Below are 26,027 nucleotides of genomic sequence, written 5' to 3' on the forward strand. Positions count from 1 at the left end.
CAACACCGGGGCCTGCGGCCGCGGCCTCCCGCCGCCGCATGTTCAAGGGCGTTTCGGCGGCCCGCGGCGCGCTCGGCAAGACCATCGCGGCGCTCTGGCCCTATCTCTGGCCGGTGGGCCGGCCGGACCTGAAGCGCCGGGTGATGGCGACGACCGTCCTGCTGTTCCTCGCCAAGTTTGCCACCATGGCGGTGCCCTTCATCTTCAAATGGGCCACCGACGCGCTGGCCCATGTGCCGGACGGGCAGGGCGACCCCGACATCTCGTGGCTGCTGGCGGCTCCCGTCCTGCTCACGCTCGCCTATGGCTTCAGCCGCATCGTGATGGCGGGCATCACGCAGCTGCGCGACGGCATGTTCGCCGCCGTGGCGCTGCATGCGGTGCGCCGGCTCGCCACCGAGACCTTCGAGCACATGCACGCCCTGTCCCTGCGCTTCCATCTGGAGCGCAAGACCGGCGGCCTTACCCGTGTGCTGGAGCGGGCCCGCGAGGGCATCGAGACCATCGTGCGGATGCTGGTGCTCCAACTCGCGCCGACCATCGTCGAGATGGTGCTGGTGCTTGCGGTTCTGCTGTTCGCCTTCGACTGGCGCTATGTGGTGGCGGTGTCGCTGACGGTCGCGCTCTACACCTGGTTCACCTATGCGGCCAGCGAATGGCGCATCGCCATCCGGCGGGACATGAACGAGAGCGATACCGAGGCCAACACCAAGGCGGTTGACAGCCTGCTCAACTACGAGACGGTGAAGTATTTCGGGGCGGAGACGCGCGAGCGCAACCGCTACGACCGTTCCATGGCGCGCTACGAGCAGGCGACGGTGCGGACCTTCACCTCGCTCGCCTGGCTGAACGCCGGGCAGGCCTTCATCTTCACCCTCGGCCTCACGGCGGTCATGGTCATGGCGGCCTATGACGTGCGCGCCGGCCGCCAGAGCCTGGGCGCCTTCGTCATGGTCAATGCCATGATGATCCAGCTTTACCAGCCCCTGAACTTCCTCGGCATGATCTATCGCGAGATCAAGCAGGCCATCGTGGATATCGAGGCGATGTTCGCGGTGCTGGCCCGCGATCCCGAGATCGAGGATCGGCCGGACGCGCCGGCGCTGAAGATCGCAGGAGGCACCGTCCGCTTCGAGGACGTGCGCTTTGCCTACGACCCCGACCGGGACATCCTCAAGGGCGTTACCTTCGAGGTGCCGGCCGGGCGCACGCTCGCCATTGTCGGTTCGTCCGGCGCGGGCAAGTCCACCATCTCGCGCCTGCTGTTCCGCTTCTATGACGTGAAGGGCGGGCGCATCACCATCGACGGGCAAGACATCCGTGATGTCTCGCAGGACAGCCTGCGGGCCGCCATCGGCATGGTTCCGCAGGATACCGTGCTGTTCAACGACACCATCGCGTACAACATCCGCTATGGCCGGGCCGATGCCACCGAGGCAGAAGTGGAGGAGGCGGCGCGTCTGGCGCAGATCGACGCCTTCATCCGCGCGACGCCGAAGGGCTACAAGACCGAGGTGGGCGAGCGCGGGCTGAAGCTCTCGGGCGGCGAGAAGCAGCGGGTGGCCATCGCCCGCACCATCCTGAAGGCACCGCCCATTCTGGTGCTCGACGAGGCGACCTCCGCGCTCGACAGCCACACGGAACGGGAGATCCAGGACGCGCTCGACCGCGTGTCGCGCGGCCGCACGACGCTGGTGATTGCCCATCGCCTCTCCACCGTCATCAATGCCGACGAAATCCTCGTGCTCTCGCAGGGGCGTGTGGCCGAGCGGGGCACGCATCCGGAACTGCTCGCCAAGGGCGGCCTTTATGCCGCCCTCTGGCAGCGCCAGCGCGAGGCGGACGACGCCCGCAAGAAGCTGCTGGAGGCGGCCGCCTCACCGGAGCCGGAGGCCGAGCCGCAGCGGGAGGAGCCGCATCTCGTGGCGCATCGCGAAGAGGAGCCGAGTTCGGCCGTCTGACACCGCGCTGATTGCTCCGCCCGCCATAGCCGGAGTGGACGCCCGCAGGCCTGCAAGATTGGAACAATCCCACTTGCACACAAGACGGGCTCCCATGCTATGCGGTAAATTCGTGCGGTGGGTGTCCCCGTGATTGATCGCTTCTATTTCCAGTCGGACCAAGCGGGCCCCAGATTGCGGATCGGCCTGCTGGTCGATGGCGATCACGTTCCGGCCTTTGCGGCGGTGGTGATCGAGCACATTCGCGCGTGCGATTTCGCCGACATCGTTCTGGTGGTGGAGCGCAAGGACGGACAAAGCCAGCTTGCGGAAAAGCCCAACTGGCTTAAGCGCGCATGGCGCGTCCTGCGCACCAAGGCGCGCCGGCGCACCTTCTGCTACGCCCTCTATACCAGGCTTGAGGAGAAGCTCGCCCGCAACCCGCAGGCCGATCCTCTGCGCATGGTGGATGTGAGCCATGAACTCTCGGGCATTCCGCGCCTCGAGGTCGAGCCCCAGGCAAGCGGCTTTGTCCATCGCTTTCCCGCCGAGACGGTGGAGACCGTGCGGGAATACAAGCTGGACGTGCTGCTGCGGTTCGGCTTCAACATCCTAAAAGGCGATATTCTCACAGCCGCGCGCTGTGGGATTTGGTCCTACCATCACGGCGATCCGGAATTCTATCGCGGCGCGCCGCCGCAATTCTGGGAGATGGCCGAGGGCAATCCGCGCTCCGGCGCCGTGCTCCAGATCCTCGATGAGCATCTGGACGGCGGGACGGTGCTGGAGAAGGGCATCTTTTCCAACGACCTCTCCATTTCCGTCCGGCGCAACCGGATCACGGTCTTCTGGGGCTCCGTCCACTTCGTCATCGCCCGCCTGAAGGTGCTGCACGAGCAAGGGATCGAGCATCTGCTGGCGCAGGCCTATCCCGCCGTGCCCTATCGCGGGCGGCGGGTCATCTACCGGACCCCATCCAACGGCGAGTTCCTGCGCTGGTTTCTGGGCACGCTCGCCTGCAAGCTGCGCCACAAATTCGGTCCGCGGCAGGTGGAGCACTGGCAGATCGCGGTGCGCCGTTCGGGCACAACCTTCGCCGTGCAGCCCGAGCGCGGCAGTGTGGACCTGTCGGGATTCGCATTCGTGCCGTCGCCCAAGGGCCTGTGCTACGCGGACCCCTTCGTGTTCTGGCACCAGGGGCAGCCTTACGTCTTCTTCGAGTGCGACAGCTATCGCGGCCAGCCGGCCATCATCAGCGTGGCGCAGATCGGTGCAGACGGGATCGGCCCTGTCTCCCCCTGCCTCGCCTTGCCCTTTCACCTGTCGTTTCCTCAGGTCTTCGAGGCCGAGGGCGAGATATTCATGATGCCGGAGAGCCTCGAGGCGGGGGAACTGGCGCTCTACCGGGCCGTGGCGTTTCCGCATCACTGGGAAAAGGACCGGGTGCTGTTGCAGGGCAATGTAGTGGATGCGGCACTTTGGCAGCAGGACGGGCACTGGTACCTGTTCGCCACCGTCGTGGATCTGCGCAGCCGCACCTCCAGCCTGCATCTGTTCTTTTCCGAGACGCTTCACGGCCCGTGGGAGCCGCATCCGGAGAACCCCCTCTCTTATGACGTGCGCCGGGCGCGCGGCGCGGGTGCGCTGTTCCAGCGGTCGGGAAAGCTGTTCCGGCCAAGCCAGGACGGGTCCGGCAGCTACGGGCGGGCGCTGGAGTTCAACATGGTCGATGAACTGTCGGCAGGCCACTATGCGGAACACGTCGCCCTTGTCGTGACGCCGGACCATGTGCCCCGGCAGGGCAAGGCGGTGGCGACCGGGGTCCACACCTATCACGAGGCGGGGGGCATCGAGGTGATCGACGCCAAGTTCCGTGTGCCGGCCCGCCGGGTGCTTTGAAGCCGGACCGGCGCGGGGCAGGGCTGCCACATGGCTGCCGTCCGCGCAGGATATTTGACGCCGAAGCGCCCCGCCACTACCTCTTGGCGCCAGAAAAGCCCTTTGGGCGCATCCGGAGACACGCGTGTCCGTTCTCACCTCCATCCGCAAGTCGCTCGTTCCGATCCATCGCGAGGGCTATCCCTTCATCGCCATTGCGGTCGTGATCGCCATCGGACTCCTGTCGGTGTCCACCTTCTTCGGCATGCTGGCGGTGGGCCTTGCCATCTGGACCGCGCTTTTCTTCCGCGATCCGCAGCGCGTCACGCCGCTGCGCGAGGGGCTCGTGGTGGCGCCGGCGGACGGGCGGATTTCCCAGATCGGCCTTGCGCTTCCCCCGCGCGAGCTTGGCCTCTCCGAGGTGCCGCTGCTGCGCATCTCCATCTTCATGAACGTCTTCAACGTCCATGTGAACCGTGCGCCGGTCACCGGCCGCATCGAGAAGATCGCCTACAAGCCGGGCCTCTTCCTCAATGCGGAGCTCGACAAGGCGAGCGAGGACAATGAGCGCAACGGCCTCATCATCCACGGCCCCAACGGTGTGGTGGGCGTGGTGCAGATCGCGGGCCTCATCGCCCGGCGAATCGTAAGCTTCGTGCATGAAGGCGAGACGATCGGCGCCGGCGAGCGCTTCGGACTCATCCGCTTCGGCTCGCGGGTCGATGTCTATCTCCCCGTGGGCACGCGGGTTCTCGTCTCCGAGGGGCAACTCACCGTCGCCGGCGAGACCATCCTCGCCGATTACGACGCCGCACCCACCCGCGACATCGCCTTCCGGGTCTCGTGAGGCTGAGATGACCCTGCCTTTCCCGCCCTTCGACCCCAACGGCCAGAGCACGGAGCGGCCGCGCCGTTTCGCCCGCATTCCGCTGCGGCTGCTGCTGCCCAATATGGTCACCCTGCTGGCCCTGTGCTCGGGCCTGACCGCAGTGCGCATGGCCATCGAGCACCGCATGGAACTGGCGCTGGCGGCCATCGTCTTTGCGGCTCTGCTGGACGGCGTGGACGGGCGGCTGGCGCGGGCGCTGAAGGGCACCTCGCGCTTCGGGGCGGAACTGGACAGCCTCGCGGACTTCGTGAATTTCGGCTGCGCGCCGGCGCTCATCCTCTATCTCTGGGGGCTGGACGAGGCGGGCTCGCTGGGCTGGATCGGCGCCCTCATCTTCGCCATCTGCGCAGCACTGCGGCTCGCCCGCTTCAACGTGATGCTGGATGATCCCAACCGTCCGGCCTTCACCGCCGACTTCTTCACCGGCATTCCGGCTCCGGCAGGCGCCATCACCGTGCTGCTGCCGGTTTATCTGGAACTCCTCGGCATTCCGCACGTGACCCTGAGTGCGCCCATGGCGCTGATCTATTGCCTCGCCATCGGCGTGCTGATGATCTCCAAGGTGCCTGCCTGGTCGGGCAAGACGCTCGGCAAGCGGGTCCGGCGGGATATGGTGCTGCCGCTGTTCGTGCTCTTCGCGGTGTTTGCCGGGCTACTGGCCAGTTACCCCTGGTTGGTTCTGTCTGTGTGCAGCGTTCTCTATCTCGCCATGTTGCCGCTCTCGGCGCTGCGCTACCGACGACTGATGGCAGAGCACGTGGCGGGCTTGCCGCCGCAATAGAAACGTTGTCGTGACGGCATGCTTTCACCAACTCGCCGTCCGTTTTGGGCTGCGCCGCAATTTCGTGCAGTGGTGCGATGATCCTGCAAGCATGGCAAAAGGTTAGGGTTGCGAATGTCGCATGCACTTTGCGCGCGTAAACGCGCGCAGCTCGCGACTTCGTCCTGGGTGCCTTGCTCCTGGAAATGATGTTCACAGATCGGGGTGTAGAGGAAGGCCGAATGCGTTACGATCATTATATTTCTCTTGGCCGCAACTGTGAGCCGGCATTCCAGTTCCGTCGGGTCTTGCAGGAAGACCGATCTGGATTCTTTTCGTGGAATGTTACTGAATTCAATTCACTTATATCTATACTCGATTCTGATTTTTCGAACGTTGTCCAGCCAGGAAATCTGATCTACGAAGGGAATGGTAATTTAGTAAGGGATAAATCCCATGATTACCATTTTCATTGGGTAGATGCTGATCTTTCGGAGATTCACGGTGAGACGGAGGCCTTGAAAGCTCATCAGTCCAAGGCATTGTATTTGATTAAAAAGTTTAAAACGGTTCTTTCTTCTACGGAATCCAAGGTGTTGTTTTATACGACCGAGGAGTCTGAGGTGCGAGAGCGGGCTGAGAAGGTGGCCTCCCTGTTGCGCGAGAAATTCCAGGCGCGGAATTTTAAGCTGGTCGTGCTTCAGCCCATGACGCGCCGCGAAGATGATTGGGGCGTGCCTTCCATTGCCAATCGGTATCTGGACCGCTTTGCCCCATGGGCGGATGCGACCGATGGCCATGTCAGAAGCTGGGATGCGGTTTTTCGGGAGTTCCCCCATCGGGATCCCATGCATTTGGCGGGCTTTTAGCGGCTCCGTCTCTCCATGGCTCCCTCTCCGGAGGGAGCCAAAGGCAGCGACAAGGTGCGTATCTGCCTATATCTGCATGCAATGAGAAAAATATGCTCAATTTTTAATCTATTCACGTTGTTTCTCTCCGGGGGTGATCGGCCCGGGAAATGGATAACTTCATGTATAATAATGCTTTTTAAATTTTAGTATGCAATTGGCATAGTGCTTGAATGGTTGGGCGAGGCCGCTTTCAGACGGGGATCCTTGCCTATGAACCGCCGTGAGTTTCTCACCACCGCTTCCGCCACCGCCGCTGCTGCCGGCGCCGCCGTTTCCGCGCCCGCCGTCTTCTCTCCCGCCAAGGCGCAGGCGCGGTCCGAGACGCTGCTGATCGTCTCCGAGAGCGGGCCGAACAATCTGGACATCCACGGCGTCGGCACCAACGTGCCCGGCTATGAGGCGAGCTGGAACTGCTACGACCGCCTCATTACCCACCCCATGAAGGACGTGAACGGCACGCCCTATTACGACCGCGACAAGTTCGAGGGCGAACTGGCCGAGGACATGAGCATCGGCGACATGTCGGTGACGTTCAAGCTGAAGAAGGACGCCACCTTCCAGGACGGCACGCCCGTCACCGCCAAGGATGTGAAGTGGTCGCTGGACCGCGCCGTCTCCGTCGGCGGCTTCCCCACCTTCCAGATGAAGGCGGGCTCGCTGGAGAAGCCCGAGCAGTTCGTGGTGGTGGACGACCGCACCATCCGCGTCGACTTCATCCGCAAGGACCGTCTGACCATTCCCGATCTCGCTGTGATCGTGCCCTGCGTCATCAATTCCGAGCTGGTGAAGAAGAACGCCACCGCGCAGGACCCCTGGGGCCTCGAATACACCAAGCAGAACACGGTGGGCTCCGGCGCCTATAAGGTGACCAAGTGGACGCCCGGCACGGAAGTGATCTTCGAGCGCTTCGACAATTGGAAGGGCGGCCCGCTGCCCAAGGTGAAGCGCGTGATCTGGCGCATGGTGCCATCTTCCGGCAACCGCCGCGCGCTCTTGGAGCGGGGCGATGCGGACATCTCCTACGATCTGCCGAACAAGGACTTCGCCGAGCTGAAGTCCAACCCCAAGCTCAACATCATCTCCACGCCCTATTCCAACGGCGTGCAGTACATCGGCATGAACGTCACCAAGCCGCCCTTCAACAATCCGAAGGTGCGGCAGGCGGTGGCCTATGCGCTGCCCTATGAGAAGATCATGGAAGCGGTGCTGTTCGGCCTCGCCAACCCCATGTTTGGCGCGCCAGCGGACTACCAGACCAAGGTCGCCTGGCCGCAGCCCACCAAATACAAGACCGACATCGCCAAGGCGAAGGCACTGCTGGCCGAGGCGGGCTATGCGGACGGCTTCGAGACCACGCTCTCCTTCGACCTCGGCTTCGCCGGCGTGAACGAGCCGCTGTGCGTGCTCGTGCAGGAGAGCCTCGCCCAGATCGGCATCAAGACCACCATCAACAAGATCCCTGGCGCCAACTGGCGCACCGAGCTGAACAAGAAGGAGCTGCCGCTCTTCACCAACGTCTTCTCGGGCTGGCTGGACTATCCCGAATACTTCTTCTTCTGGTGCTACCACGGCTCCAACTCGGTCTTTAACACCATGAGCTACCAGTCTGCGGCCATGGATGCCTTCATCGACGGCGCCCGCGCCGCCGCCGCCAACGGCGACAAGGCGGCCTATGATGCGGACGTGAAGGGCATGGTGGACCTCGCCTTCGCCGACGTGCCGCGCGTGCCGCTGTTCCAGCCTTATGTGAACGTCGCCATGCAGAAGAACATCACCGGCTACGAATACTGGTTCCACCGCCGGCTCGATTATCGCGCGCTCCAGAAGGGCTGAGTCCGCCTGCCGGGGTAGGGCGCGCGCGTCGCGCGCGTCCCGAATGCCCCCTCCCAACCCTCCCCCGCAAGCGGGAGAGGGCTTTCTCGCTCAGTCTTCCTTGGCTCGCCCTCGCCGTGCGCGCGACAGGCCCCCTCTCCCGCTTGCGGGGGAGGGTTGGGGAGGGGGAACGGGCCGGGAAGAAGATTCCAGGGGCTGGACCAGAGCCCCATCGCGCGCTCGCCGGATCGGCGGGCACGCATCTTGCTCCTGCGGGGGAGCGGGCCGGGAGGCGGGCGCGGCGGCCTGTCTTCCGGTTCCCCCGCCGACCGCCCCATGGACAACCATCAGGAGGGTGCCGTGCTGAAGCTTATTGGCAGCCGTCTCGCCACTGCGATTCCGAGCCTCATCGGCGTCGTCATCGTCACCTTCCTGCTCACCCGCGTGCTGCCGGGCGACACGGCCGCTTATTTCGCAGGCCCCGCGGCGACGCCGCAGGCAATTGCCGAAATCCGCACCAAGCTCGGCCTCGACAAGCCGCTGCCGGTGCAGTTCGTGGACTATGTGTCCGCGCTGGCGAAGGGCGATCTCGGCGCCTCGCTCTCCACCGGCCAGCCGGTGTCGAAGGAGATCGCCACCCGCCTGCCGGCCTCCGCCGAACTCACACTCTCCGGCCTCATCCTCGCGCTCGTCATCGCCGTGCCGTTCGGCATCGCCGCCGCCGTGAAGCAGGGGTCTTGGATCGACCACGCCTGCCGGCTCATCACCACGGCGGGCGTCTCGCTGCCGGTCTTCTTCACCGGCCTGCTGCTGGTCTATCTCTTCTATTTCCGCCTCGGCTGGGCACCGGCGCCGCTCGGGCGGCTCGATGTCTTCTATTCCGCGCCAGACACGGTGACGGGCTTCTATCTCATCGACAGCCTGATCGCCCGCGACGGCGACACCTTCCGCGCCGCGCTGGCCCAACTCGTGGTGCCGGCCCTGACGCTCGCCATCTTCGCGCTCGCGCCCATCGCCCGCATCACGCGCGCCTCCATGCTTCAGGTGCTTTCCTCGGAATTCATCCGCACCGCGCGGGCGGCGGGCCTCACCTCCAAGACGGTGATCGTCACCTATGCCTTCCGCAATGCCATGCTGCCTGTGGTGACGACGCTGGGCATGGTCTTCTCCTTCCTGCTCGGGGCCAATGTGCTGGTGGAGAAGGTGTTCGCCTGGCCGGGCATCGGCTCCTATGCGGTGGAGGCGCTCATCTCCTCCGATTTCGCCCCGGTGCAGGGCTTCGTGCTCGCCATGGCGATCCTCTACGTCGTCCTCAACCTCGTGATCGACCTTGCCTACGGCATCATCGATCCGCGCGCCCGGAGCGAAGCATGACCGCCATCTCCTCCGAACCCGCCCGCCGCCGCGCCTCCGGCGGTCTCACGGCGACACTGAAGCACGCCCAGTATGTGATCTCGGACAATCCGGTCACGGGCCTCGCCTTCTTCATGCTGCTGGTGCTTGTTGTGGCGGCGCTGATTGGCCCCTTCATCGTGCCCTATGATCCGCTGGCCTCGGACACGGTGAATGCGCTGAAGCCGCCGACCGCCGCCCACTGGTTCGGCACCGACCAGCTCGGCCGGGACATCTTCTCCCGTGTCATCGTGGCGACGCGGCTCGATCTTGCCATCGCGGTCTTCTCGGTGGCGCTGGTGTTCGCGGCGGGCGGCATCGCCGGTATCGCGGCGGGCTTCTTCGGCGGCTGGACGGACCGGATCGTCGGGCGCATCTGCGACACCATCATGGCCTTCCCGCTGTTCGTGCTGGCTATGGGCATCGTGGCGGCGCTGGGCAATACGGTGACGAACATCGTCATTGCCACCGCCATCATCAATTTCCCGCTCTATGCCCGCGTGGCGCGCTCTGAGGCGGCGATCCGGCGGCAGGCGGGCTTCATCCAGGCGGCCCGCCTCACCGGCAATTCCGAATGGCGCATCCTGCTCACGCAGATCCTGCCCAACATCCTGCCCATCATGATGGTGCAGATGTCGCTCACCATGGGCTACGCCATCCTCAACGCGGCGGGGCTCTCCTTCATCGGCCTCGGCGTGCGCCCGCCCACCGCCGAGTGGGGCATCATGGTGGCCGAGGGCGCGACCTTCATCGTCTCCGGCGAATGGTGGATCGCGCTGTTTCCGGGCCTCGCGCTCATGTTCGCCGTCTTCTGCTTCAACCTGCTGGGCGATGGTCTGCGTGACATCGTCGATCCCCAGCGTCGCACGTGAGGACCGGACCCATGCACGGCGTCATCGATCCCGCCACCCTGAAGCAGGCCCCCGCCGAAGAGGCGCGCGGCCCCCTGCTGGAGGTCCGCGACCTCACCGTTGAATTCGCCACGCGCCGGGGTCTCGTGCGCGCGGTGGAAAAGGTGAACCTCACCCTCGCCAAGGGCGAGACCCTTGGCATCGTCGGCGAGAGCGGCTCGGGCAAGTCCGTCACCTCTTATACGGTGATGCGCATCCTCGACCGCGCCGGGCGCATCGCCGAGGGCTCGATCACCTTCTCCGGCATCGATGTCGCCCATGCGGATGAGCGCGCCATGCGCGATCTGCGCGGGCGCGAAATGTCCATGATCTTCCAGAATCCGCGCGCGGCGCTGAATCCCATCCGCACGGTGGGCCAGCAGATCGGCGACGTGCTGCTCCAGCACGTGCAGGCCGAGCCGCGCAACGTGAAGGAAAAGGTCATCGACATCCTCAACCAGGTGCGCATCGCCCGGCCGGAGGAGCGCTATCACGCCTATCCGTTCGAGCTGTCCGGCGGCATGTGCCAGCGCATCGTCATCGCGCTGGCGCTGGCGTGCCGGCCGCAGCTGATGATCGCCGACGAGCCGACCACGGGCCTCGACGTCACCACCCAGAAAGCGGTGATGGATCTCGTGACCGAGCTGACGCGGGCGCGCGGCATGTCCACCATCCTCATCACCCATGATCTGGGTCTTGCCGCCGCATATTGCGACACGGTGATGGTGATGGAGAAGGGCAAGGTGGTGGAGACCGCCCCCGCCGAGCAGATCTTCCGCAACCCGCAGCACGCCTACACCCGCAAACTCATGCGCGCGACGCCCCGGCCGGGGATCTCGCTGCGCGATCTGCTGCCGGCGGAGGAATTGGCGTCGTCCACCGCCGCGCCGGCCACGCCAGCGGCGGAAGCAGCCTCGTCGCCCGGTGAACCCTTGCTCAAAGTGGAGAACCTGCTGAAGGAATATCCCCGCCAGGGCGCCCCTTCCACGTTCCTCGCCAAGCTCACCGGCAAGGCCCCTGAGCCGAAGGACCTCATCTTCCGCGCCGTGGACGGCATCTCCTTCGAGGTGAAGAAGGGCGAGAGCGTCGGCCTCGTGGGTGAGAGCGGCTGCGGCAAGTCCACCACCTCCACCATCGTGATGCGGCTCATCGACCCGACCTCCGGTCGCATCACCTTCGACGGGCAGGACATCGGTGCCATTCCGGCCCGCTGCTTTGCGCACCATCCGCTGCGCCGGCGCATCCAGATGGTGTTCCAGGACCCCACCGAGAGCCTGAACCCGCGCTACACCGCCTCCCGCGCCATCGCCGACCCGCTGCTGCGCATGGGCGGAATGGGCGGCATCGGCGGCGGATCGGCGCTGGACGACAAGGTGGAGGAACTCGCCCGCATGGTGGGCCTGCCCCTCGATTTGCTGGACCGCTTCCCCCACCAGCTCTCCGGCGGCCAGAAGGCCCGCGTCGGCATCGCCCGCGCCATTGCCCTCAAGCCCGATCTCGTCATTCTCGATGAGCCGACGGCGGCGCTGGACGTGTCCGTGCAGGCGGTGGTGCTGAACCTATTGGAGGAGCTGAAGCAGACGCTCGGCATGAGCTATCTCTTCGTCTCTCACGATCTGCACGTGGTGCGCCTCCTGTGCGACCGCGTCATCGTCATGCGGCAGGGGCGCGTGGTGGAGGAGGGCACCTCGCAGGAGGTGCTGGAGGCGCCGAAAGACGCCTACACCCGCGAACTCATCGCCGCCATTCCCCATCCGCCCGTGTGAGGTGCCAGATGTCATCCAAGCCGGAACTGCCGCCCGTTCCCGATGCGGCGCTCGCGCCTCTGCTCGATGGCGCGATTGCCGCCTTCAGCCTCACCGTGGAGCCGGACTGGCACAAGGAGGCGCTGGCCAATCTGCGCTTCATTGCCGACGCCGCCCATCTCGTCCTGTCTTATGAGCTTGGCGACGAGGCCGAGCCCGCCGCGGTCTATCACCCATGAACGCCCCGTCCTCCGTCGTCGCCGGCTACGCCACGGCGCCCGCCTCCGAGATTGCCGCCGCTGTGCGCTCTGGAGCGGTGAGCGCGCGGGCGGTGGTCGATGCCGTGCTCGCCCGCATCGCCTCCGTTGATCCCAAGGTCAACGCATTCACCGACGTCACCGCCGACCGCGCCCGCGCGGCCGCCGATGCACTGGACGCCCGCCGCGCGGCGGGCGAGACGCTGGGACCGCTCGCCGGCGTGCCCTTCGCGGTGAAGAATCTGTTCGACATCAAGGGCTTGCCGACCCGCGCCGGCTCGCTGATCAACCGCGAGCTTTCCCCCGCCGACCGCGACGCGACGCTGGTGGAGAAGCTGGAGGCGGCGGATGCCATCCTCTTGGGCGGGCTGAACATGGGCGAATATGCCTATGATTTCACCGGCGAAAATGTCCACGACGGCCCCTCCCGCAATCCACATGACCTCGGCCACATGACCGGCGGCTCGTCCGGCGGCTCGGGCGCGGCGGTGGCGGCGGGGCTGGTGCCGCTGACGCTCGGCTCGGACACCAATGGCTCCATCCGCGTGCCGTCGTCCCTGTGCGGCATCTTCGGCCTGAAGCCCACCTATGGCCGCCTGTCGCGTGCCCATTCCTTCCCCTTTGTCTCGGCCTTTGACCATCTCGGCCCCTTCGCCCGTTCGGTGGAGGATCTGGCGCTGGCTTATGACGCGATGCAGGGGGCGGATGCCGCTGATCCCGTGCAGGTGGAGCGTCCGGTCGAGCCGACGACGCCCGCGTTGGGGCAGGGCATCGCGGACCTTAGGATTGCGTTGGCCGGCGGATATTTCCGCCAGAAGGGCATGCCGGAAGCCATTGCGGCGGTGGACCATGTGGCGGCGGCGCTCGGCGTCTCCCGCACGGTCGAGCTGCCCGAGGCCGCCCGCGCCCGCGCGGCGGCCTATGTCATCACCGCCGCCGAGGGGGCGAGCCTCCATGCGGAGAGGCTACGGACGAGGCCGCAGGATTTCGACCCGGCCGTGCGGGACCGTCTCATCGCTGGCCTTGCCATTCCGGCCGCGTGGGTCGCCGGCGCGCAGCGCTTCCGCCGACATTTCCGGGCGCGGATGCTGAAGCTGTTCGAGGAGGTGGACGTCATCCTTGCCCCCGCCACGCCCTGCCGCGCGCCGAAGCTGGGGCAGGCCACCATGGTGCTGGACGGCGTGGAACTGGCGGTGCGGCCGAACCTTGGCATTTACACGCAGCCCATCTCCTTCATCGGCCTGCCGGTGGCGGCGGTACCCGTGTGGCTCGATGGCGGCCTGCCCATCGGCGTGCAGGTCATCGCCCCGCCGTGGCGCGAGGATCTGGCGCTGCGCGTGGCGTATCATCTGGAACAGGCCGGCGCCGCGCGCGCGCCGGTGGCGCAGGTTTGAGCGGGAGAGGCGTTTTGGAGATTAACAATCCGGCCGTCGTGGCCGAGGTGGAAGCCGCGTTCGCCCGCTATGAACAGGCGCTGGTCACCAATGATGTGGAGGTGCTCGATGAGCTGTTCTGGGATGACGCCCATACGATCCGTTATGGCGGCGGCGAGAACCTCTACGGCATCGGGGAGATCCGCGCCTTCCGGAACGCCCGTTCCCCTCATGGGCTGATGCGGACATTGGCCGGCACGGTCATCACCACCTTCGGCCGCGACTTTGCCACTGCCTCCACTCTGTTCAGCCGGGAGGGCATGGTCGGCAAGGTTGGTCGCCAGCAGCAGACCTGGGTGCGCCTTCCCGTCGGCTGGCGGGTGGTGGCGGCCCATGTGAGCGTCATTGCCGAGCCGATTGCGTAACGCGTTTTCACCTGCCTGCGAGTGCTTTAGCCTTGTCCTCCATGTCCGGTCCCCTGCCAGAGGCTGTCACGGCCCCTCCCGCTCAACGCCCCCGCCGGCGCCGCACCGCCAGCCGGGCGGTAACGCGCACGGAGGAACTGCGTCTCCAGATCGCGGATGACATCGTGCGCGGCCGGATTCCGCCGGGCACCGCGCTGGAGGAGATGGAGGTCGCCAAGCGCTATGGCGTCTCGCGCACGCCGGTGCGTGAGGTGATCCGGGATCTCGCCGCCTCAGGCCTCGTGGAGACACGCCCGCACCGTAGCGCGCTGGTGGCCAAGCCCTCGCTCGATCGCCTGCGCGGCATGTTCGACGTGATGGCGGAACTGGAGGCCCTGTGCGCCGGCCTCTGCGCCGTGCATATGACCAAGGCCGAGCGGGGGCAGCTGGAAGCGATCCACGCGGAACTGGCTGACCTGACCCGGCGGGGCGACGAGGCCAACTACACCTTCCTCAACGACCGTTTCCACACCTTCCTCTATGGGGGTGCGCACAACGCCTATCTGGCGGAGATCACCCTCGCCACCCGCGCCCGCCTTCAGCCCTTCCGCCGCGCCCAGTTCCGCAACCTCGGCCGCCTTGCGCTCTCTTATGCGGAGCATGACACCGTCGTGCAGGCGATCCTGCGAGGTGACAAGGCAGAAGCGGCCAGCGCCATGCGCAGCCACATCCTGACCGTGGAAGTCGCCTACGAGCGCTATGCGGAAGGGGTGTGAGGGGCGCTCGGATGGCGCCCCTTGTCCTTACGCCGGCTTGCGGAGGATCAGCACATCCTGGAAGGTCGGGAAGCGACGTCGTACGTCGGCGATTTCGAAGAAGCGGGACCAGGTCTTCTTGAGATAGTCGAGTTTGTAGAAGACATTGGAGGCGTAAGACCTATCCGAGTGCCAGCGAAGGACCATCCGGTCGCCCACAAAATTGCGCTGGGCATCGAGTTTGGTCGCGGCTTCCGGGTGGGACATGGTCGGGTTCCAGAGCGGCCAGTCCGTTGTCATGTCCTGCAGCGTGAGCTCGCTGTGCACCGTGATCCAGGCCACGCCACCGGGCCGCAGAATGCGGCGCAGTTCCATCAGCCATGCGGTTTCCAGCGCTTCGATGTGGGTGAAGACACTATAGGCCGAGACGATGTCGACCGAATTGTCCGGCAGCGGCAAAGACGGGATCGAGTGGTTCTGAAACACCGTGCAGTTTGCGGGAAGGTAGCGGTTGCACCATTCCACGTGCAGGCGGTTGATGTCGCATCCCAAGGCGCGCATGCCCTGCCGCTCGTGGGCCATATGGCGTAGGACGCGGCCCGACGCGCAGCCCATGTCGAGGTAGTACTGAGGATCGACACCAAGCTGGGCTGCGGCCTCAAGGAGGTAGCGGGCATCGGCCAGGCCGCTCGCCCAATAGCTGAAATGGTCGGGTCCGTAATAGCCTTCCCGGTCACTCGTCAGCGGCAGCGGTGCGGTATCTCGCTCTAGCGCGGCCTTATAGTCCAGCGCCGTCCAGTCCCCCAGCCGGGAATCGGTGGCGTGGTAATCGCGCGCCGGACCCAGGACCTCGAAGCTGGGCTCCACGTCCGAGTTCAGGCAGACGAGGTTTTCCCAGATCATCGGCTTGGACGTCTCTGCACTCATGATGGTCTCGTTCCTTGGCTCGTACTGGCCTTGGGACGGAACTCGCCGCCTAGGTGGCGAGATCCGTGTCGGATGGCAGGTACTTGGCGAGGTGCGGCAACCAGACGGGGAAGATGTTCTCGTCCTGAATATGGTTGAAGATCGTGACATTGCCGCGCCAGGCAACGCCGAGAATCTGCATGGTGTTTATCACGCGGGTGGAAAAGCCCGCGTCGCGGTACACGGCGAGGCCCGCCTCCACATGGGGCGAGGTCATGTCGTGGAACATCACCACGGCATCCGGCGCCAGGAAAGGCAGCACGCCGCGTGCGTCATCGGCGGGGGCGGTGCCATCGTGCAGGCCGTCGATGAAGGCGAACGACCAGGGCTCCGGCCGGCTGGAGTAAACCTCCTCGAGCATCTGCGGCGAGTAGCCGCCCCAGAGCCGGTAGGTGCCTTCGGTCTGGACCTGAGCCAGTGACGCATCGACCTGACGCAGCCGTTCGTCCCGCATGAGCTCCGGGTCGATGCAGTCGAGATGGAGACCGGCGGCCAGAATGTGGGCAGCCGTCCAGCCGTAATGGGTGCCGACTTCCAGTCCGCGCTTTCCGGCGAACTGGCGGGCGATCTCATAAAGGCAGGCCGCCTCTTCCACCGAGGCATTCCCGGTGACATAGGGGGTGTCGTTTCGGCTGTCCGAACGCCAGATATGGGGAACTTGTGGCCTCAGATACGGCCACTGCACCGCATAGGGGTTCTGGGGGACTGCATCCGGGAAAATGGGCTTCAGGTCGGGCGGGGTGAGGCCGGGCGGGATATAGTCGTATCGGGCGATCTCGACGTTTTCCTTCTGCTCGGCTTTGACCGCGCCCCGGCCCGTATAGTCGATGCTCCAGAGCATCGGCCGCGCATAGCCCGTCTCCGGATTGGCGAAATATTCCTCGACCGCCTGCTTCGCCCCGGCCCAGTGGCCGTAGTCGTCGATAATGAGAATGCCGCGGTGCGCCAGACGCGGGTACAGATGCGTCAGCTCGGCCAGCGTGCTGTCATAAAAGTCCGTGTCAAGCCGCAGCAAGGCGATCCGCAGCGTCTGCACGCGGGGAAGCGTCTCCGACACGTCGCCTTGGACCAGCCGCACCAGCCGCATGTCATAGCCGGTGCTCTTCATCGCTTCATAAACGGCGTCGCGCGGCGCCGCGGCGCGCACCAGCTCGGCGATGTCCGGACCTTGCGAGCCGGCCATCAGATCGTTCGCATGGAGGCCATGCAGATCCACGTCCTGGGATCCGGGTGCGGTCATACCTTCAAAGGTGTCGAACAGGAACAGTTCCCGATGCCGCTCGCCCCGGGCCAGAAGCGTGAGCGCAATCAGCATGGAGGAACCGCCACGCCACACGCCGCATTCGACGAAGCTTCCGGGAATGTTGCCGTCGATGACGGTATTGACTGCGGTCCAGAGCGCAAAGCCGCGTTCGGGCGATGTCATCGTAAAGGGCTGAACGCGGGTCCAGATTTCCGCAAATTCCGGGTGGGCGTCGAAATCGAACGTCGAAGGCATGCCATATTCCAGTTGCGATAGGCGAAACACAGGACCCCAATTGAGGCGGCGGTGCAACGGGGCAGAAGAAAGATTAATCATTTTGGGGTGTGGATCATACCCACTGGATCGACTTCGGCAGTTCGGTTATGTCCGGTGGGATTAATGCAGCTAGGTATCGGGTTCGGGGGAGTTAGGTGATGTCCGCTTTCGATCAGCAGGAGGAAATCGCGAGGCTGCGCGCGATCGTCGCTGATTACGAGCGGAAAAGTCATCGTTCAAAGTGGCTCATCCGGCAACTGATCAAGAAGATAAGAAATGCCCCCCGCGACTTCGTGATGCGGATGAAGAATTCCCGCCGGAAGCGCCGGGAGCGGGCAGCACTGGCCCGGGCCGTGCGGGTCCATATTGCGCCGGCCGTGCAGGAGATTGATCCCTCGGTTTCGACTGCGGTCACGCTCGCGCCTCCGCCCCCGGCATCCGCGTGCGCCGAGCCCCGTCCGATGTTTTTCCACGTGGCGCCGGGAGAGGTGGCGGACCTGATCTCCATCCTTGAGCGGGATCAGGCGAGCAGCCTTGCGCTTGCGCATATGGATCGCTTCTGCGGATCCCGCGAAATGGCCGCGCTGGTCGCCGAGGCTGCGGCCATCGACCCGGAAGTGGGATCCCTGACCGGGCACGAGATGGGCTATCTGACGCCTTTCCAGGACACGGAATACCGTGCGGTGCGCCAGGCCATGGACAAGATACCCGGTGGCGAGTTCGACGCCGTGGTTCTGGTGCCTTTCGGCAAGCTCGGTGGTGCCGATCTCGTGGGCGGTGTGCTCGCAACGGCCCTGGCGGGCCTCGGCCGCACATTGATCCTGCGCACCGACCTGCCCGATTGGGACCGGCCCGACTGGTATCCGCCGGAGGCGCCTGCGATCGACATTTCCGGTGATCTGGCGATGATCCATCGTCGAACCCGGGCGCTTTATGTCATCCTCCAGCAGATCGCCCCGCGGCGCATCTTCAACGTCAACAGCCGTCTGGCGTTCGACATGATGGTGGAGTATGGCGCGCGCCTTGCCGTGACGTCCAAGCTTTATTCCTATTATTTCTGCGCCGACCGCGATCCGCACGGCAACGAGGTTGGATATCCGATCTGGTATTTTGCGAATATTCTCCCCCATCTCCAAACTGCGATCTTTGACACCGAATATCTGGTGAAGGTTCTGACGGATCGTTACGAGTTGCCTGCGGAAATGCGGGCCCGCATGCGCACGGTCTATACGCCAGCACGGATGCCTGTGCGCGAATCCGTGGTTGAGAAGCAGATCGCGAGCAGCGTCACGCGGGAGCGGCCGCGTATCCTGTGGGGCGGGCGGCTGGATCGTCAGAAGCGGTTCGATCTCGTGATCGAGCTCGCGCAGGTCATGCCCGATGTCCAGTTCGACTGCTGGGGCAAGGCCGTGCTCGATGCACCGCCCGACCTGTCATCCCTGCCCAAGAACATGAACATGCATCCGCCCTTTGCCGATTACGACGAGCTGCCTCTCGCTGACGCGGACGGCTGGCTCTACACGGCCGAATGGGATGGACTACCCACGATCCTGATCGAGCTCGGCACCATCGGCATGCCCATCGTGGCCAGTGCGGTGGGGGGCGTGCCCGAACTGATCGACGACACAACGGGCTGGTTGGTGTCGCCATCTGAGGGCGTCGCGGGATACGAGCGGGCGATCAGGCAGATGCTGGCAGATGCCGACGGGCGCCGGGCGCGCACCGCCGCACTGCAGGCGCGCGTGGCGGAGCGGCATGCGCCCGCCACCTATCTGCGCGCCATCGAGGAGATTTGAGATGCCACAGACGACCGATGCGCCGGTGGATATCACGGTTGTCATCACTGCTCATGGCGAGGGGATCATCGCCGGGCAGTCCGCGAAGAGTGCCGAGGCGGCCATTGCCGAGGCCGAGCGGGGCGGCCTGAGATGCGAGATCGTGGTGGTGCTGGACCGGGCCGACGAGCTCACCAGTTCCGTGTTGCGCGAGGCGCTTGGGGACCGCGCGCGCTACGCGATCTCCGACGCCGGCGATCCCGGCGGTGCGCGCAACCGGGGCGTGGCCGAGGCCAGGGGTACGACGGTGGCCTTCCTCGATGCCGACGACCTCTGGTCCTCCAACTGGCTGAAGGCAGGCTTTGCCCAGATCACGGCGCGTCCGGACACCATCGCCCATTCCGCCTGCAATCTGGTGTTCGGCGGTAAGCGCATGCTCTGGTGGCACACGGATTCCGAGATCGCGCTCTGCGATGGCGCCTATCTGGCGTGGGGGAATTTCTGGGATGCGCTGACCATAGCGCGGACCGAAATTTACCGCCGCTTTCCCTTTCGGGCGAACGACCTGCGCCTCGGCTTTGGGCACGAGGACTGGCACTGGAACGTCATGACGCTGCGCAATGGCGTCGCGCATAAGCCCGTGCCTGGCACCATGCATTTCAAGAGGGCGCGCCGTGGTTCGCAGATGGAGGCCGTCGAGCGCGTATCGGGCCTGCCGTGGCCCGACGCCATCATCGGGTTGGGACGCTCTCCGGCTTCCTGACGTCTTCCGCCGGCGCCCACCCTGAACAATTACGACGGATTACCAAGACATGGTCGAGCACCATCTCATTCTGGGGGGCTGTGGCTTTATCGGACGCCATGTGGCGATCCTGCTGGCACGGGCGGGACATAAGGTCATCCTGGCGGACCGGGTGCCGCTGTCCTTCGGATTTGATGACGATGTGGCCGGCTCCATCGCTTGGAGTCCGTTCGATCTTGCCACCGCAGACTGGGATGACCTGATCGCCGGCATCGACGTCATCCATCATTATGCCTGGGCGTCGATCCCGTCTTCCGCCAATGCCGATCCCGGCGCCGACATGAAGGGCAACGTACTGCCGACCATCGCCCTGCTGGATGCGATGCGGGCCCGTCAGGAAGAGCGGAAGCGGCGCCTCGTTTTCTCGTCGTCGGGTGGCACGGTCTACGGGCGTCTGCACCGCGTGCCGGTGCGAGAGGATCATGCGCTCAGTCCGCTGAACGCCTATGGTGCCGGCAAGGCTGCCGCCGAGCTGTATATCTCCACCTACAGCAATCTCCATGGGCTCGACACGCGCATCGCCCGCCTCTCCAATCCATTCGGTGCGGGTCAGAACCTGGCGCGCGGGCAGGGGGCGGCGACCACCTTTCTGGCTCGGGCCATCAATAATGAGCAGATCGTCATCTGGGGTGATGGCGAGGTGGTGCGCGATTATGTCCACATCGCCGACGCTGCGGCGGGGCTGGTGGCGCTGGCCTGCGCCAACAGTGTTGGCGCGTCGCACACCTTCAACATCGGCTCGGGGCAAGGCGTGACCCTCAACGCGATCATCGCGGAACTGGAGACGGAACTCGGCCGGCCGCTGGATGTGCGCTACGAGCCGGCACGCCCCTACGACGTGCCGGTCAGCGTTCTGGATATCTCCGCCGCGCACGCCGCCCTCGGTTGGCGGCCGCGGCTCAGCTTTGCGGAAGGGATCAGGCTCACCCTCGCCGATCTGGCGGCGGGTCACGCCTTCTCTTCATTGCGGTGAAAAGGGGGGGGCATGCTGCCCCTCTCCGTCTCACTCCACTGAGGCAACATACGACCGGAAGCTGCCGAAGGCGGTGATGTCCGGGCAGCCGTGCGTGGCGGCGGCTTCGCAGAGGAAGCCGGTCACGGTGCGTCCGTCCGCGAGTTCCACGGTGCCGAGGCCGAGGGGGGAGACGATGGCGCCCACGAGCCGGCCGACCCCCTCATAGGGCAGGGACCACATCTCGCCCTTGAGGCTCGCGCCCCCCTCGTTCACCCGCACCACGCCGGGGCGGGGGCCTTCCACGAGCGACATGCGATAGACAGGCGCTGTTTCCACTTCGGTGACGAAGCGGGCTCCGAAGGATTTCAGTTCCGCGTTGAGCGGCATGCCGGACATGTGCGCGCCGAACACGCAGATCTCGTAGCGATCGGGATCGGCGGGCGGGGCGAGCGGGGGATATGCGGGCCTCTCCGCGCTGGCGGCCATGGGCAGGCCGGTATCGGCCGCAAAGGCCCGGGCGAGCGAGGCGACCTCCGCGTCCTGTCCCGCCGGGGCGAGGAAGGTGATGCCGTAGGGCACGCCGGAGGCCGCGATGGCGGCGGGGACCGCCGTGCCGCACAGGTCCAGCAGGTTGACGAAATTGGTGTAGGTGCCGAGTCGCGAGTTGAGGCGGATGGGATCGGCCAGCACCTCGTCCACGGTGTAAGCGGTGGGAGCGGTCGGTACGACGAGCGCGTCGAGACCGGCCAGCACGGGGCGCACGACGGCGCGCAGTTCCTGCAGGCGATAAAGGGCGCGGAAGGCATCCGCCGCCGTGGGCTTCGCCCCGCCCTCGGTGATGGCGCGGGTCACGGGATGCACCGCGTCCGGATTGGTGGTCATGAGTGTCTCGGCAGCGAGCCAGCGCTCGGCCACCCACGGGCCCTCATAGAGCAGGCGTGCGGTTTCCGCGAAGGGCGAGAAATCGATCTCCTTCAGCGTGGCTCCCAGCGCCTTCAGGCGGTCGAGGGCGCCTGCATAAGCCGCGGCGGCATCCGCGTCGCCGAAGAATTCGCGTTGCGCCGCGGGCAGAACGCCCAGTGTGGGGGCGGCCGGCATGGGGCCGAGGGCGCCGACCGTATGCGGGCGGGAGAAGGCGTCCGTGGGCTCGAAGCCGCCGATCACCTCCAGCGCGGCCATGGCATCGTCCACCGTCAGCGCGAAGATGGAGATGCAGTCCAACGTGCGGCAGGCGGGCACGAGGCCGAGGCTGGGCACGAGTCCAAGGCTCGGCTTCAATCCGACGATGTTCTGGAGCATGGCCGGCACGCGGCCAGATCCGGCGGTGTCGGTGCCGAGCGCGATGGGCACGATGCCCGCGGCCACCGCGCTGGCCGAGCCGGAGGAGGAGCCGCCGGGCACCAGCTCCGGCTTGAAGACGTTGCGCGGGATGCCATAGGGCGAGCGCACGCCCACGAGGCCCGTGGCGAACTGATCGAGATTGGTCTTGCCGATGATGAGCGCGCCCGCCGCCTTGAGCCGCGCCACGGCGGCGGCATCGGCCTGTACGTCATAGGCGAATGCCGGGCAGGCGGCGGTGGTGGGCAGGCCGGCGACGTCGATATTGTCCTTCACCGCCACCGGAATGCCGTAGAGCGGCAGGGCGGCATCGTGGTGCGCCTCCAGCGCGGCGGCTTCCGCCAGCACGTCCGCTTCCGGCCGCAGGGTGATGAAGAGGGCAGGGTCGGCGTGCTCGGCAATCCGTCGATAGGTCGCGCGCACCGTGTCGCTCGGGGTCCGTTGGCCGCCCCGATAGGCGGCGAGAAGGGAAGCGACGGTGTCCATGAGGGCTCCTGCAATGACCTAGCCCCGCCCAAGCACGAACCGCGCCAGCGTGACAGATTGCACGGAGATGCATATTTTTATATTTATTTTCAATGGCTTGCATGAGATGGTCAGGCATCCTTGAGTGGGGTAGTAGCTTTAATTTTGCGCATGGCCCCGTGGCTGTTCAGTGGGCAATTGTCTATAAAAAAGGCTGTTGAATGCGTGTTGCATGCAGGTTCGCGTGATTTTCGCAATTGCTTCGTCGCCCTTGCAAAACAGCGCCCGTGATCTGATCTGAAAGGAAAGCGGGGGCTGGCGCGGGACCTTTCAATGACCAAGCTTTCCATTCTTGATCTTGCCCCCATTCCACAGGGCGCGACCGCTCGCGATGCGCTCCAGCGCAGCCTCGATCTTGCCCAGCATGCGGAAGGGTGGGGCTACAATCGCTTCTGGGTGGCCGAGCACCACAATATGGTGGGCATCGCCAGCGCCGCGACCTCGGTCGTCATCGGCTATCTGGCCGACGGCACGCGGAAGATTCGCGTGGGTGCTGGCGGCATCATGCTGCCCAATCATTCCCCACTGGTGATCGCCGAGCAGTTCGGCACGCTGGAGGCCCTCTATCCCGGTCGCATCGACCTCGGCCTCGGTCGCGCGCCGGGCACCGACCAATGGACGATGCGCGCGTTGCGCCGCGATCCGCGCGCCGCCGACACCTTCCCGCAGGATGTGCTGGAGCTTCAGGCCCTGCTCGGTCCGGCTCAGCCGGACCAGCGGCTGCGGGCGGTGCCCGGTACGGGTGCCGAGGTGCCGCTCTGGATTCTCGGCTCCAGCCTCTTCGGTGCGCAGCTCGCCGGCATGCTGGGCCTGCCCTATGCCTTCGCCTCGCATTTCGCGCCGGAGCTTCTGATCCAGGCGCTGGACACCTATCGCGCCCGGTTCGAGCCTTCGCGCCAGTTGCAGAAGCCCCATGCGATGGTGGGCGTGCCGGTGGTGGTGGCGGAGACGGATGCCGAGGCGCGGCGCCTCTTCACCTCCACCCAGCAGAGCTTCACCCACATGTTCCGCGGCACGCGCGGCCAGCTGCCCCCGCCCATCGACGATATCGAGACCTACTGGACGCCGATGGAGAAGGTGCAGGTGCAGGGCATGCTCGGGCGGGCCATCGTCGGCGGGCCGGCGACCGTGGAAACCGGACTGAAGGCCCTCATCGCCGAGACGCAGGCGGACGAACTGATGGTGGCTTCCGCCATCTTCGACCATTCCGCCCGTCTGCGGTCCTACGAAATCCTGAGCACCCTCGATATCGCGGCGCCGGTGCCGGCCTTGTCCTGAGCGCTGCGTCCAGCCGCAAATCGTGCGTGCGTACAAGGCTGCGCGCGCGACGCATGCTAGGATGGACCATGACTGGGAAACGCGCCGCTGCGCCGCAGTGCGCCCCGTGCGGGAGAGAGCCATGACCGACGTCCGCCCCGACGCGCCCGAAACGGCACCGGACCTGCCCGAGAGCAAGCTGACCGCGACCAAGCAGAAATGGGCGCGGGAAGGCCGCTTCCTCACCGGGCGTGTCGCCCGGACGGGCGAGGACCGCCTGCCGCCCGGCCAGCATCTGGTGAAGGACTGGCCGGTCCTCGACCTTGGGCTGCAGCCCGAAGTCCCGCTGAACGCCTGGGCGCTGGACGTGGACGGCCTGGTGGCCCATCCCGCGCATTGGGACTGGTCTGCCTTCAAGGCGCAGCCGCAATCCGATCTCGTGACGGACATCCATTGCGTCACCACCTGGTCGCGCTATGACAATCGCTGGGATGGCCTGCTCACCCGCGACCTCATGGCCATGGTGGAGCCGCTGCCGAGCGCGCGCTTCGTGGTGATGCATTCCTATGACGGCTACACCACCAACGTGCCCATCGAGGATTTCGCCGCCGAGGACGCCCTTCTGGCCCATTCCTGGGAGGGGCAACCGCTCACGCGCGCCCATGGAGGTCCGGTGCGGGTGGTGATCCCGCATCTTTATTTCTGGAAGAGCGCCAAGTGGGTGAAGCGCATCGAATTCATCCCTGCCGATCGGCTCGGCTTCTGGGAAGTGCGCGGCTATCACGAGCGCGGCGATCCCTGGACCGAGCAGCGCTATTCGGAGTGAGCGGGCGGCGCGGGTCGCGGAAGGTCAGGCGTTCACCGACCGGGCCGTGTCGAGGCCGGAGCGGGGCGTTTCGGGAGGCGCTCGCCTGGGAAGGTCCGGCGCTGGACGGTCCCTGCCGGCTTATGTCGGGCCTGTCTCGTGAGCCCGATGGGCCGGCGGATAGGGCTCGACGTAACTCGGCGGCAGCGCCGCCGGGCGGCCTCTTTCTCCAGCGGGGATCAAGGCTTCGGGGCGCAGAGGGTCGTCTCGACGATCCCGCAGATGAGATGTCCGATAACGATGTGGGCTTCCTGAATGTGGCTCGTCACCTTGTGCGGCACGGGGATCAGGATGTCCGAGAGCGGACCCATCAGGCCCGGCTGCTCGCCTGTCATGCCGATGGTGACGACGCCGATTTCCCGAGCCGCCTCGAAGGCCTTCACCACATTGCGGCTGTTGCCGCTGGTGGACAGCCCCACCAGCACGTCGCCGGGCCGCCCAAGGCCGAGCACCTGCCGCGAGAAGACGGTGTCATAGCCATAGTCATTGGCGATGGCCGTCAGGGCGGAGGTGTCCACGGTCAGGGAGAGCGCCGCCATGGGGGCGCGGTCGATCCTGTAGCGGCCGATGATTTCCGCAGCGAGATGCTGCGCATCGGCCGCCGATCCGCCATTGCCGCAGAACATGACCTTGCGATCCGTGGAGAGGGCCGAGACCCAGGCGTCGGCTGCCCGTTCCACATTCGAGCTCAGGGCGTCGAGGCTGGCGATCACACGAGCGGATTCGGCAAAATAAGAGGCGATGGTCTGGCTTCGCTCCGCGGACTTGGCTTGCACGCAATCCCCCTCGGCCGAGCCGATCCTCAGGCCCGATCCTGTTCTTCAACGTCCCGCCTGACGCGCACCACGCTCCGTCGGAGCGTCGTTATAAATGGGGATTGTGAATGCGCAATCCAGCCCCGGACCGCACGCGCACCACGGGCTTATCTGCCGCAAGAAGGGTCGGATTGCGAAAGTGCGGAAGCTCTGGCTGGGGCGCCAGGAACATCAGGGTGAGAAGTGTCGAGGCGTTGAAAGCGT

Annotated in this window: 22 protein-coding genes; 18 read left to right on the top strand and 4 right to left on the bottom strand. The window is 65.7% G+C overall.

The window, feature by feature from the left end:
• The first annotated feature begins 38 nt into the window (after window positions 1-38).
• The 13 genes from AZC_RS07760 (at window position 39) to AZC_RS07820 (ending at window position 15,027) form a co-directional block, all read left to right on the top strand.
• Window positions 39-1,961 (top strand): ABCB family ABC transporter ATP-binding protein/permease, encoded by a 1,923-nt coding sequence (locus tag AZC_RS07760; RefSeq protein ID WP_012170035.1) that lies wholly within the window; start codon window positions 39-41, stop codon window positions 1,959-1,961.
• Between the two features lie 129 nt (window positions 1,962-2,090).
• Window positions 2,091-3,839, top strand: coding sequence for a glucosamine inositolphosphorylceramide transferase family protein (locus tag AZC_RS24335; protein WP_148209817.1), 1,749 nt, complete (start codon window positions 2,091-2,093; stop codon window positions 3,837-3,839).
• A gap of 124 nt (window positions 3,840-3,963) precedes the next feature.
• Entirely contained in the window at window positions 3,964-4,665 is a 702-nt protein-coding gene (locus AZC_RS07770; RefSeq protein ID WP_012170037.1) for a phosphatidylserine decarboxylase, read from the top strand.
• A 7-nt stretch (window positions 4,666-4,672) separates the two neighbouring features.
• Window positions 4,673-5,488 (top strand): CDP-diacylglycerol--serine O-phosphatidyltransferase, encoded by an 816-nt coding sequence (gene pssA / locus AZC_RS07775; RefSeq protein ID WP_012170038.1) that lies wholly within the window; start codon window positions 4,673-4,675, stop codon window positions 5,486-5,488.
• Between the two features lie 221 nt (window positions 5,489-5,709).
• Window positions 5,710-6,336: a DUF1796 family putative cysteine peptidase gene (locus tag AZC_RS24670; RefSeq protein WP_043879056.1), complete on the top strand. Its 627-nt coding sequence runs from the start codon at window positions 5,710-5,712 to the stop codon at window positions 6,334-6,336.
• 252 nt (window positions 6,337-6,588) lie between these two features.
• Window positions 6,589-8,211, top strand: coding sequence for an ABC transporter substrate-binding protein (locus AZC_RS07785; protein WP_012170039.1), 1,623 nt, complete (start codon window positions 6,589-6,591; stop codon window positions 8,209-8,211).
• A 339-nt stretch (window positions 8,212-8,550) separates the two neighbouring features.
• Window positions 8,551-9,564 carry an ABC transporter permease gene (locus tag AZC_RS07790; protein ID WP_012170040.1) on the top strand — a complete coding sequence of 338 codons (1,014 nt, stop codon included), beginning with the start codon at window positions 8,551-8,553 and terminating at the stop codon, window positions 9,562-9,564.
• The gene (locus tag AZC_RS07795; RefSeq protein ID WP_012170041.1) at window positions 9,561-10,454 is read left to right on the top strand and encodes an ABC transporter permease; all 894 of its coding nucleotides are present in this window, start codon (window positions 9,561-9,563) and stop codon (window positions 10,452-10,454) included. The genes AZC_RS07790 and AZC_RS07795 overlap by 4 nt, the downstream gene beginning before the upstream one ends.
• Window positions 10,455-10,465: 11 nt before the next feature.
• On the top strand, window positions 10,466-12,238 hold the full coding sequence (locus tag AZC_RS07800; protein ID WP_043879057.1) for a dipeptide ABC transporter ATP-binding protein: 1,773 nt from the start codon (window positions 10,466-10,468) through the stop codon (window positions 12,236-12,238).
• Between the two features lie 8 nt (window positions 12,239-12,246).
• A complete protein-coding gene (locus AZC_RS07805) occupies window positions 12,247-12,456 on the top strand; it encodes an AtzG-like protein (RefSeq protein ID WP_043879058.1) in 210 nt (69 codons plus the stop codon).
• Entirely contained in the window at window positions 12,453-13,868 is a 1,416-nt protein-coding gene (locus AZC_RS07810; RefSeq protein WP_012170043.1) for an AtzE family amidohydrolase, read from the top strand. Before AZC_RS07805 ends, AZC_RS07810 begins: the two co-directional genes overlap by 4 nt.
• Window positions 13,869-13,882: 14 nt before the next feature.
• Complete coding sequence (hpxZ, locus tag AZC_RS07815; RefSeq protein ID WP_012170044.1) at window positions 13,883-14,272, top strand: oxalurate catabolism protein HpxZ; 390 nt, start codon at window positions 13,883-13,885, stop codon at window positions 14,270-14,272.
• A gap of 41 nt (window positions 14,273-14,313) precedes the next feature.
• Window positions 14,314-15,027, top strand: coding sequence for a GntR family transcriptional regulator (locus AZC_RS07820; protein WP_081433939.1), 714 nt, complete (start codon window positions 14,314-14,316; stop codon window positions 15,025-15,027).
• 27 nt (window positions 15,028-15,054) lie between these two features.
• Here AZC_RS07820 and AZC_RS24345 read toward each other — a convergent pair whose 3' ends face one another.
• Window positions 15,055-15,933, bottom strand: coding sequence for a class I SAM-dependent methyltransferase (locus AZC_RS24345; protein WP_158304103.1), 879 nt, complete (start codon window positions 15,931-15,933; stop codon window positions 15,055-15,057).
• A 49-nt stretch (window positions 15,934-15,982) separates the two neighbouring features.
• Window positions 15,983-17,470 (bottom strand): class I SAM-dependent methyltransferase, encoded by a 1,488-nt coding sequence (locus tag AZC_RS24350; RefSeq protein WP_052285892.1) that lies wholly within the window; start codon window positions 17,468-17,470, stop codon window positions 15,983-15,985.
• A 179-nt stretch (window positions 17,471-17,649) separates the two neighbouring features.
• Between AZC_RS24350 and AZC_RS07840 the strand changes: the two genes are divergently transcribed.
• The 3 genes from AZC_RS07840 to AZC_RS07850 are packed head-to-tail and all read left to right on the top strand — an operon-like array spanning window position 17,650 to window position 21,041.
• Complete coding sequence (locus tag AZC_RS07840; RefSeq protein ID WP_043879059.1) at window positions 17,650-19,287, top strand: glycosyltransferase family 4 protein; 1,638 nt, start codon at window positions 17,650-17,652, stop codon at window positions 19,285-19,287.
• A 1-nt stretch (window position 19,288) separates the two neighbouring features.
• On the top strand, window positions 19,289-20,029 hold the full coding sequence (locus tag AZC_RS07845; RefSeq protein ID WP_012170049.1) for a glycosyltransferase family A protein: 741 nt from the start codon (window positions 19,289-19,291) through the stop codon (window positions 20,027-20,029).
• A 49-nt stretch (window positions 20,030-20,078) separates the two neighbouring features.
• Window positions 20,079-21,041: an NAD-dependent epimerase/dehydratase family protein gene (locus AZC_RS07850; protein WP_012170050.1), complete on the top strand. Its 963-nt coding sequence runs from the start codon at window positions 20,079-20,081 to the stop codon at window positions 21,039-21,041.
• Between the two features lie 30 nt (window positions 21,042-21,071).
• Here the strand turns inward: AZC_RS07850 and atzF are convergent, their stop codons facing one another.
• Window positions 21,072-22,847, bottom strand: a complete 1,776-nt coding sequence (gene atzF, locus AZC_RS07855) for an allophanate hydrolase (RefSeq protein ID WP_012170051.1) — start codon at window positions 22,845-22,847, stop codon at window positions 21,072-21,074.
• A gap of 312 nt (window positions 22,848-23,159) precedes the next feature.
• On the opposite strand from atzF, the gene AZC_RS07860 reads away from it, so the two are divergent.
• Both AZC_RS07860 and AZC_RS07865 read left to right on the top strand, forming a co-directional pair.
• Window positions 23,160-24,164, top strand: a complete 1,005-nt coding sequence (locus AZC_RS07860; RefSeq protein WP_012170052.1) for an LLM class flavin-dependent oxidoreductase — start codon at window positions 23,160-23,162, stop codon at window positions 24,162-24,164.
• A gap of 121 nt (window positions 24,165-24,285) precedes the next feature.
• Window positions 24,286-24,969 (top strand): sulfite oxidase-like oxidoreductase, encoded by a 684-nt coding sequence (locus AZC_RS07865; protein WP_043879060.1) that lies wholly within the window; start codon window positions 24,286-24,288, stop codon window positions 24,967-24,969.
• Between the two features lie 218 nt (window positions 24,970-25,187).
• On the opposite strand, the gene AZC_RS07870 is transcribed toward AZC_RS07865, so the two are convergent.
• Window positions 25,188-25,784 carry a D-sedoheptulose-7-phosphate isomerase gene (locus tag AZC_RS07870; RefSeq protein ID WP_012170054.1) on the bottom strand — a complete coding sequence of 199 codons (597 nt, stop codon included), beginning with the start codon at window positions 25,782-25,784 and terminating at the stop codon, window positions 25,188-25,190.
• Window positions 25,785-26,027 lie beyond the last annotated feature (243 nt).

It is taken from the genome of Azorhizobium caulinodans ORS 571 (assembly GCF_000010525.1).
In the GTDB taxonomy this organism is placed as follows: Bacteria; Pseudomonadota; Alphaproteobacteria; order Rhizobiales; family Xanthobacteraceae; genus Azorhizobium; species Azorhizobium caulinodans.

Bases quoted from the DNA above. Each gene is read 5' to 3' on its own strand.
- AZC_RS07850 (WP_012170050.1), top strand. From the start codon at position 20,079: ATGGTCGAGCACCATCTCATTCTGGGGGGCTGTGGCTTTATCGGACGC.
- AZC_RS24345 (WP_158304103.1), bottom strand. From the start codon at position 15,933: ATGAGTGCAGAGACGTCCAAGCCGATGATCTGGGAAAACCTCGTCTGC.
- AZC_RS07785 (WP_012170039.1), top strand. From the start codon at position 6,589: ATGAACCGCCGTGAGTTTCTCACCACCGCTTCCGCCACCGCCGCTGCT.
- AZC_RS24350 (WP_052285892.1), bottom strand. From the start codon at position 17,470: ATGCCTTCGACGTTCGATTTCGACGCCCACCCGGAATTTGCGGAAATC.
- AZC_RS07845 (WP_012170049.1), top strand. From the start codon at position 19,289: ATGCCACAGACGACCGATGCGCCGGTGGATATCACGGTTGTCATCACT.
- atzF (WP_012170051.1), bottom strand. From the start codon at position 22,847: ATGGACACCGTCGCTTCCCTTCTCGCCGCCTATCGGGGCGGCCAACGG.
- AZC_RS07860 (WP_012170052.1), top strand. From the start codon at position 23,160: ATGACCAAGCTTTCCATTCTTGATCTTGCCCCCATTCCACAGGGCGCG.
- AZC_RS07805 (WP_043879058.1), top strand. From the start codon at position 12,247: ATGTCATCCAAGCCGGAACTGCCGCCCGTTCCCGATGCGGCGCTCGCG.
- AZC_RS07820 (WP_081433939.1), top strand. From the start codon at position 14,314: ATGTCCGGTCCCCTGCCAGAGGCTGTCACGGCCCCTCCCGCTCAACGC.
- AZC_RS07760 (WP_012170035.1), top strand. From the start codon at position 39: ATGTTCAAGGGCGTTTCGGCGGCCCGCGGCGCGCTCGGCAAGACCATC.
- AZC_RS24670 (WP_043879056.1), top strand. From the start codon at position 5,710: ATGCGTTACGATCATTATATTTCTCTTGGCCGCAACTGTGAGCCGGCA.
- pssA (WP_012170038.1), top strand. From the start codon at position 4,673: ATGACCCTGCCTTTCCCGCCCTTCGACCCCAACGGCCAGAGCACGGAG.
- AZC_RS07795 (WP_012170041.1), top strand. From the start codon at position 9,561: ATGACCGCCATCTCCTCCGAACCCGCCCGCCGCCGCGCCTCCGGCGGT.
- AZC_RS07800 (WP_043879057.1), top strand. From the start codon at position 10,466: ATGCACGGCGTCATCGATCCCGCCACCCTGAAGCAGGCCCCCGCCGAA.
- AZC_RS07810 (WP_012170043.1), top strand. From the start codon at position 12,453: ATGAACGCCCCGTCCTCCGTCGTCGCCGGCTACGCCACGGCGCCCGCC.
- AZC_RS07865 (WP_043879060.1), top strand. From the start codon at position 24,286: ATGACCGACGTCCGCCCCGACGCGCCCGAAACGGCACCGGACCTGCCC.
- AZC_RS07840 (WP_043879059.1), top strand. From the start codon at position 17,650: ATGTCCGCTTTCGATCAGCAGGAGGAAATCGCGAGGCTGCGCGCGATC.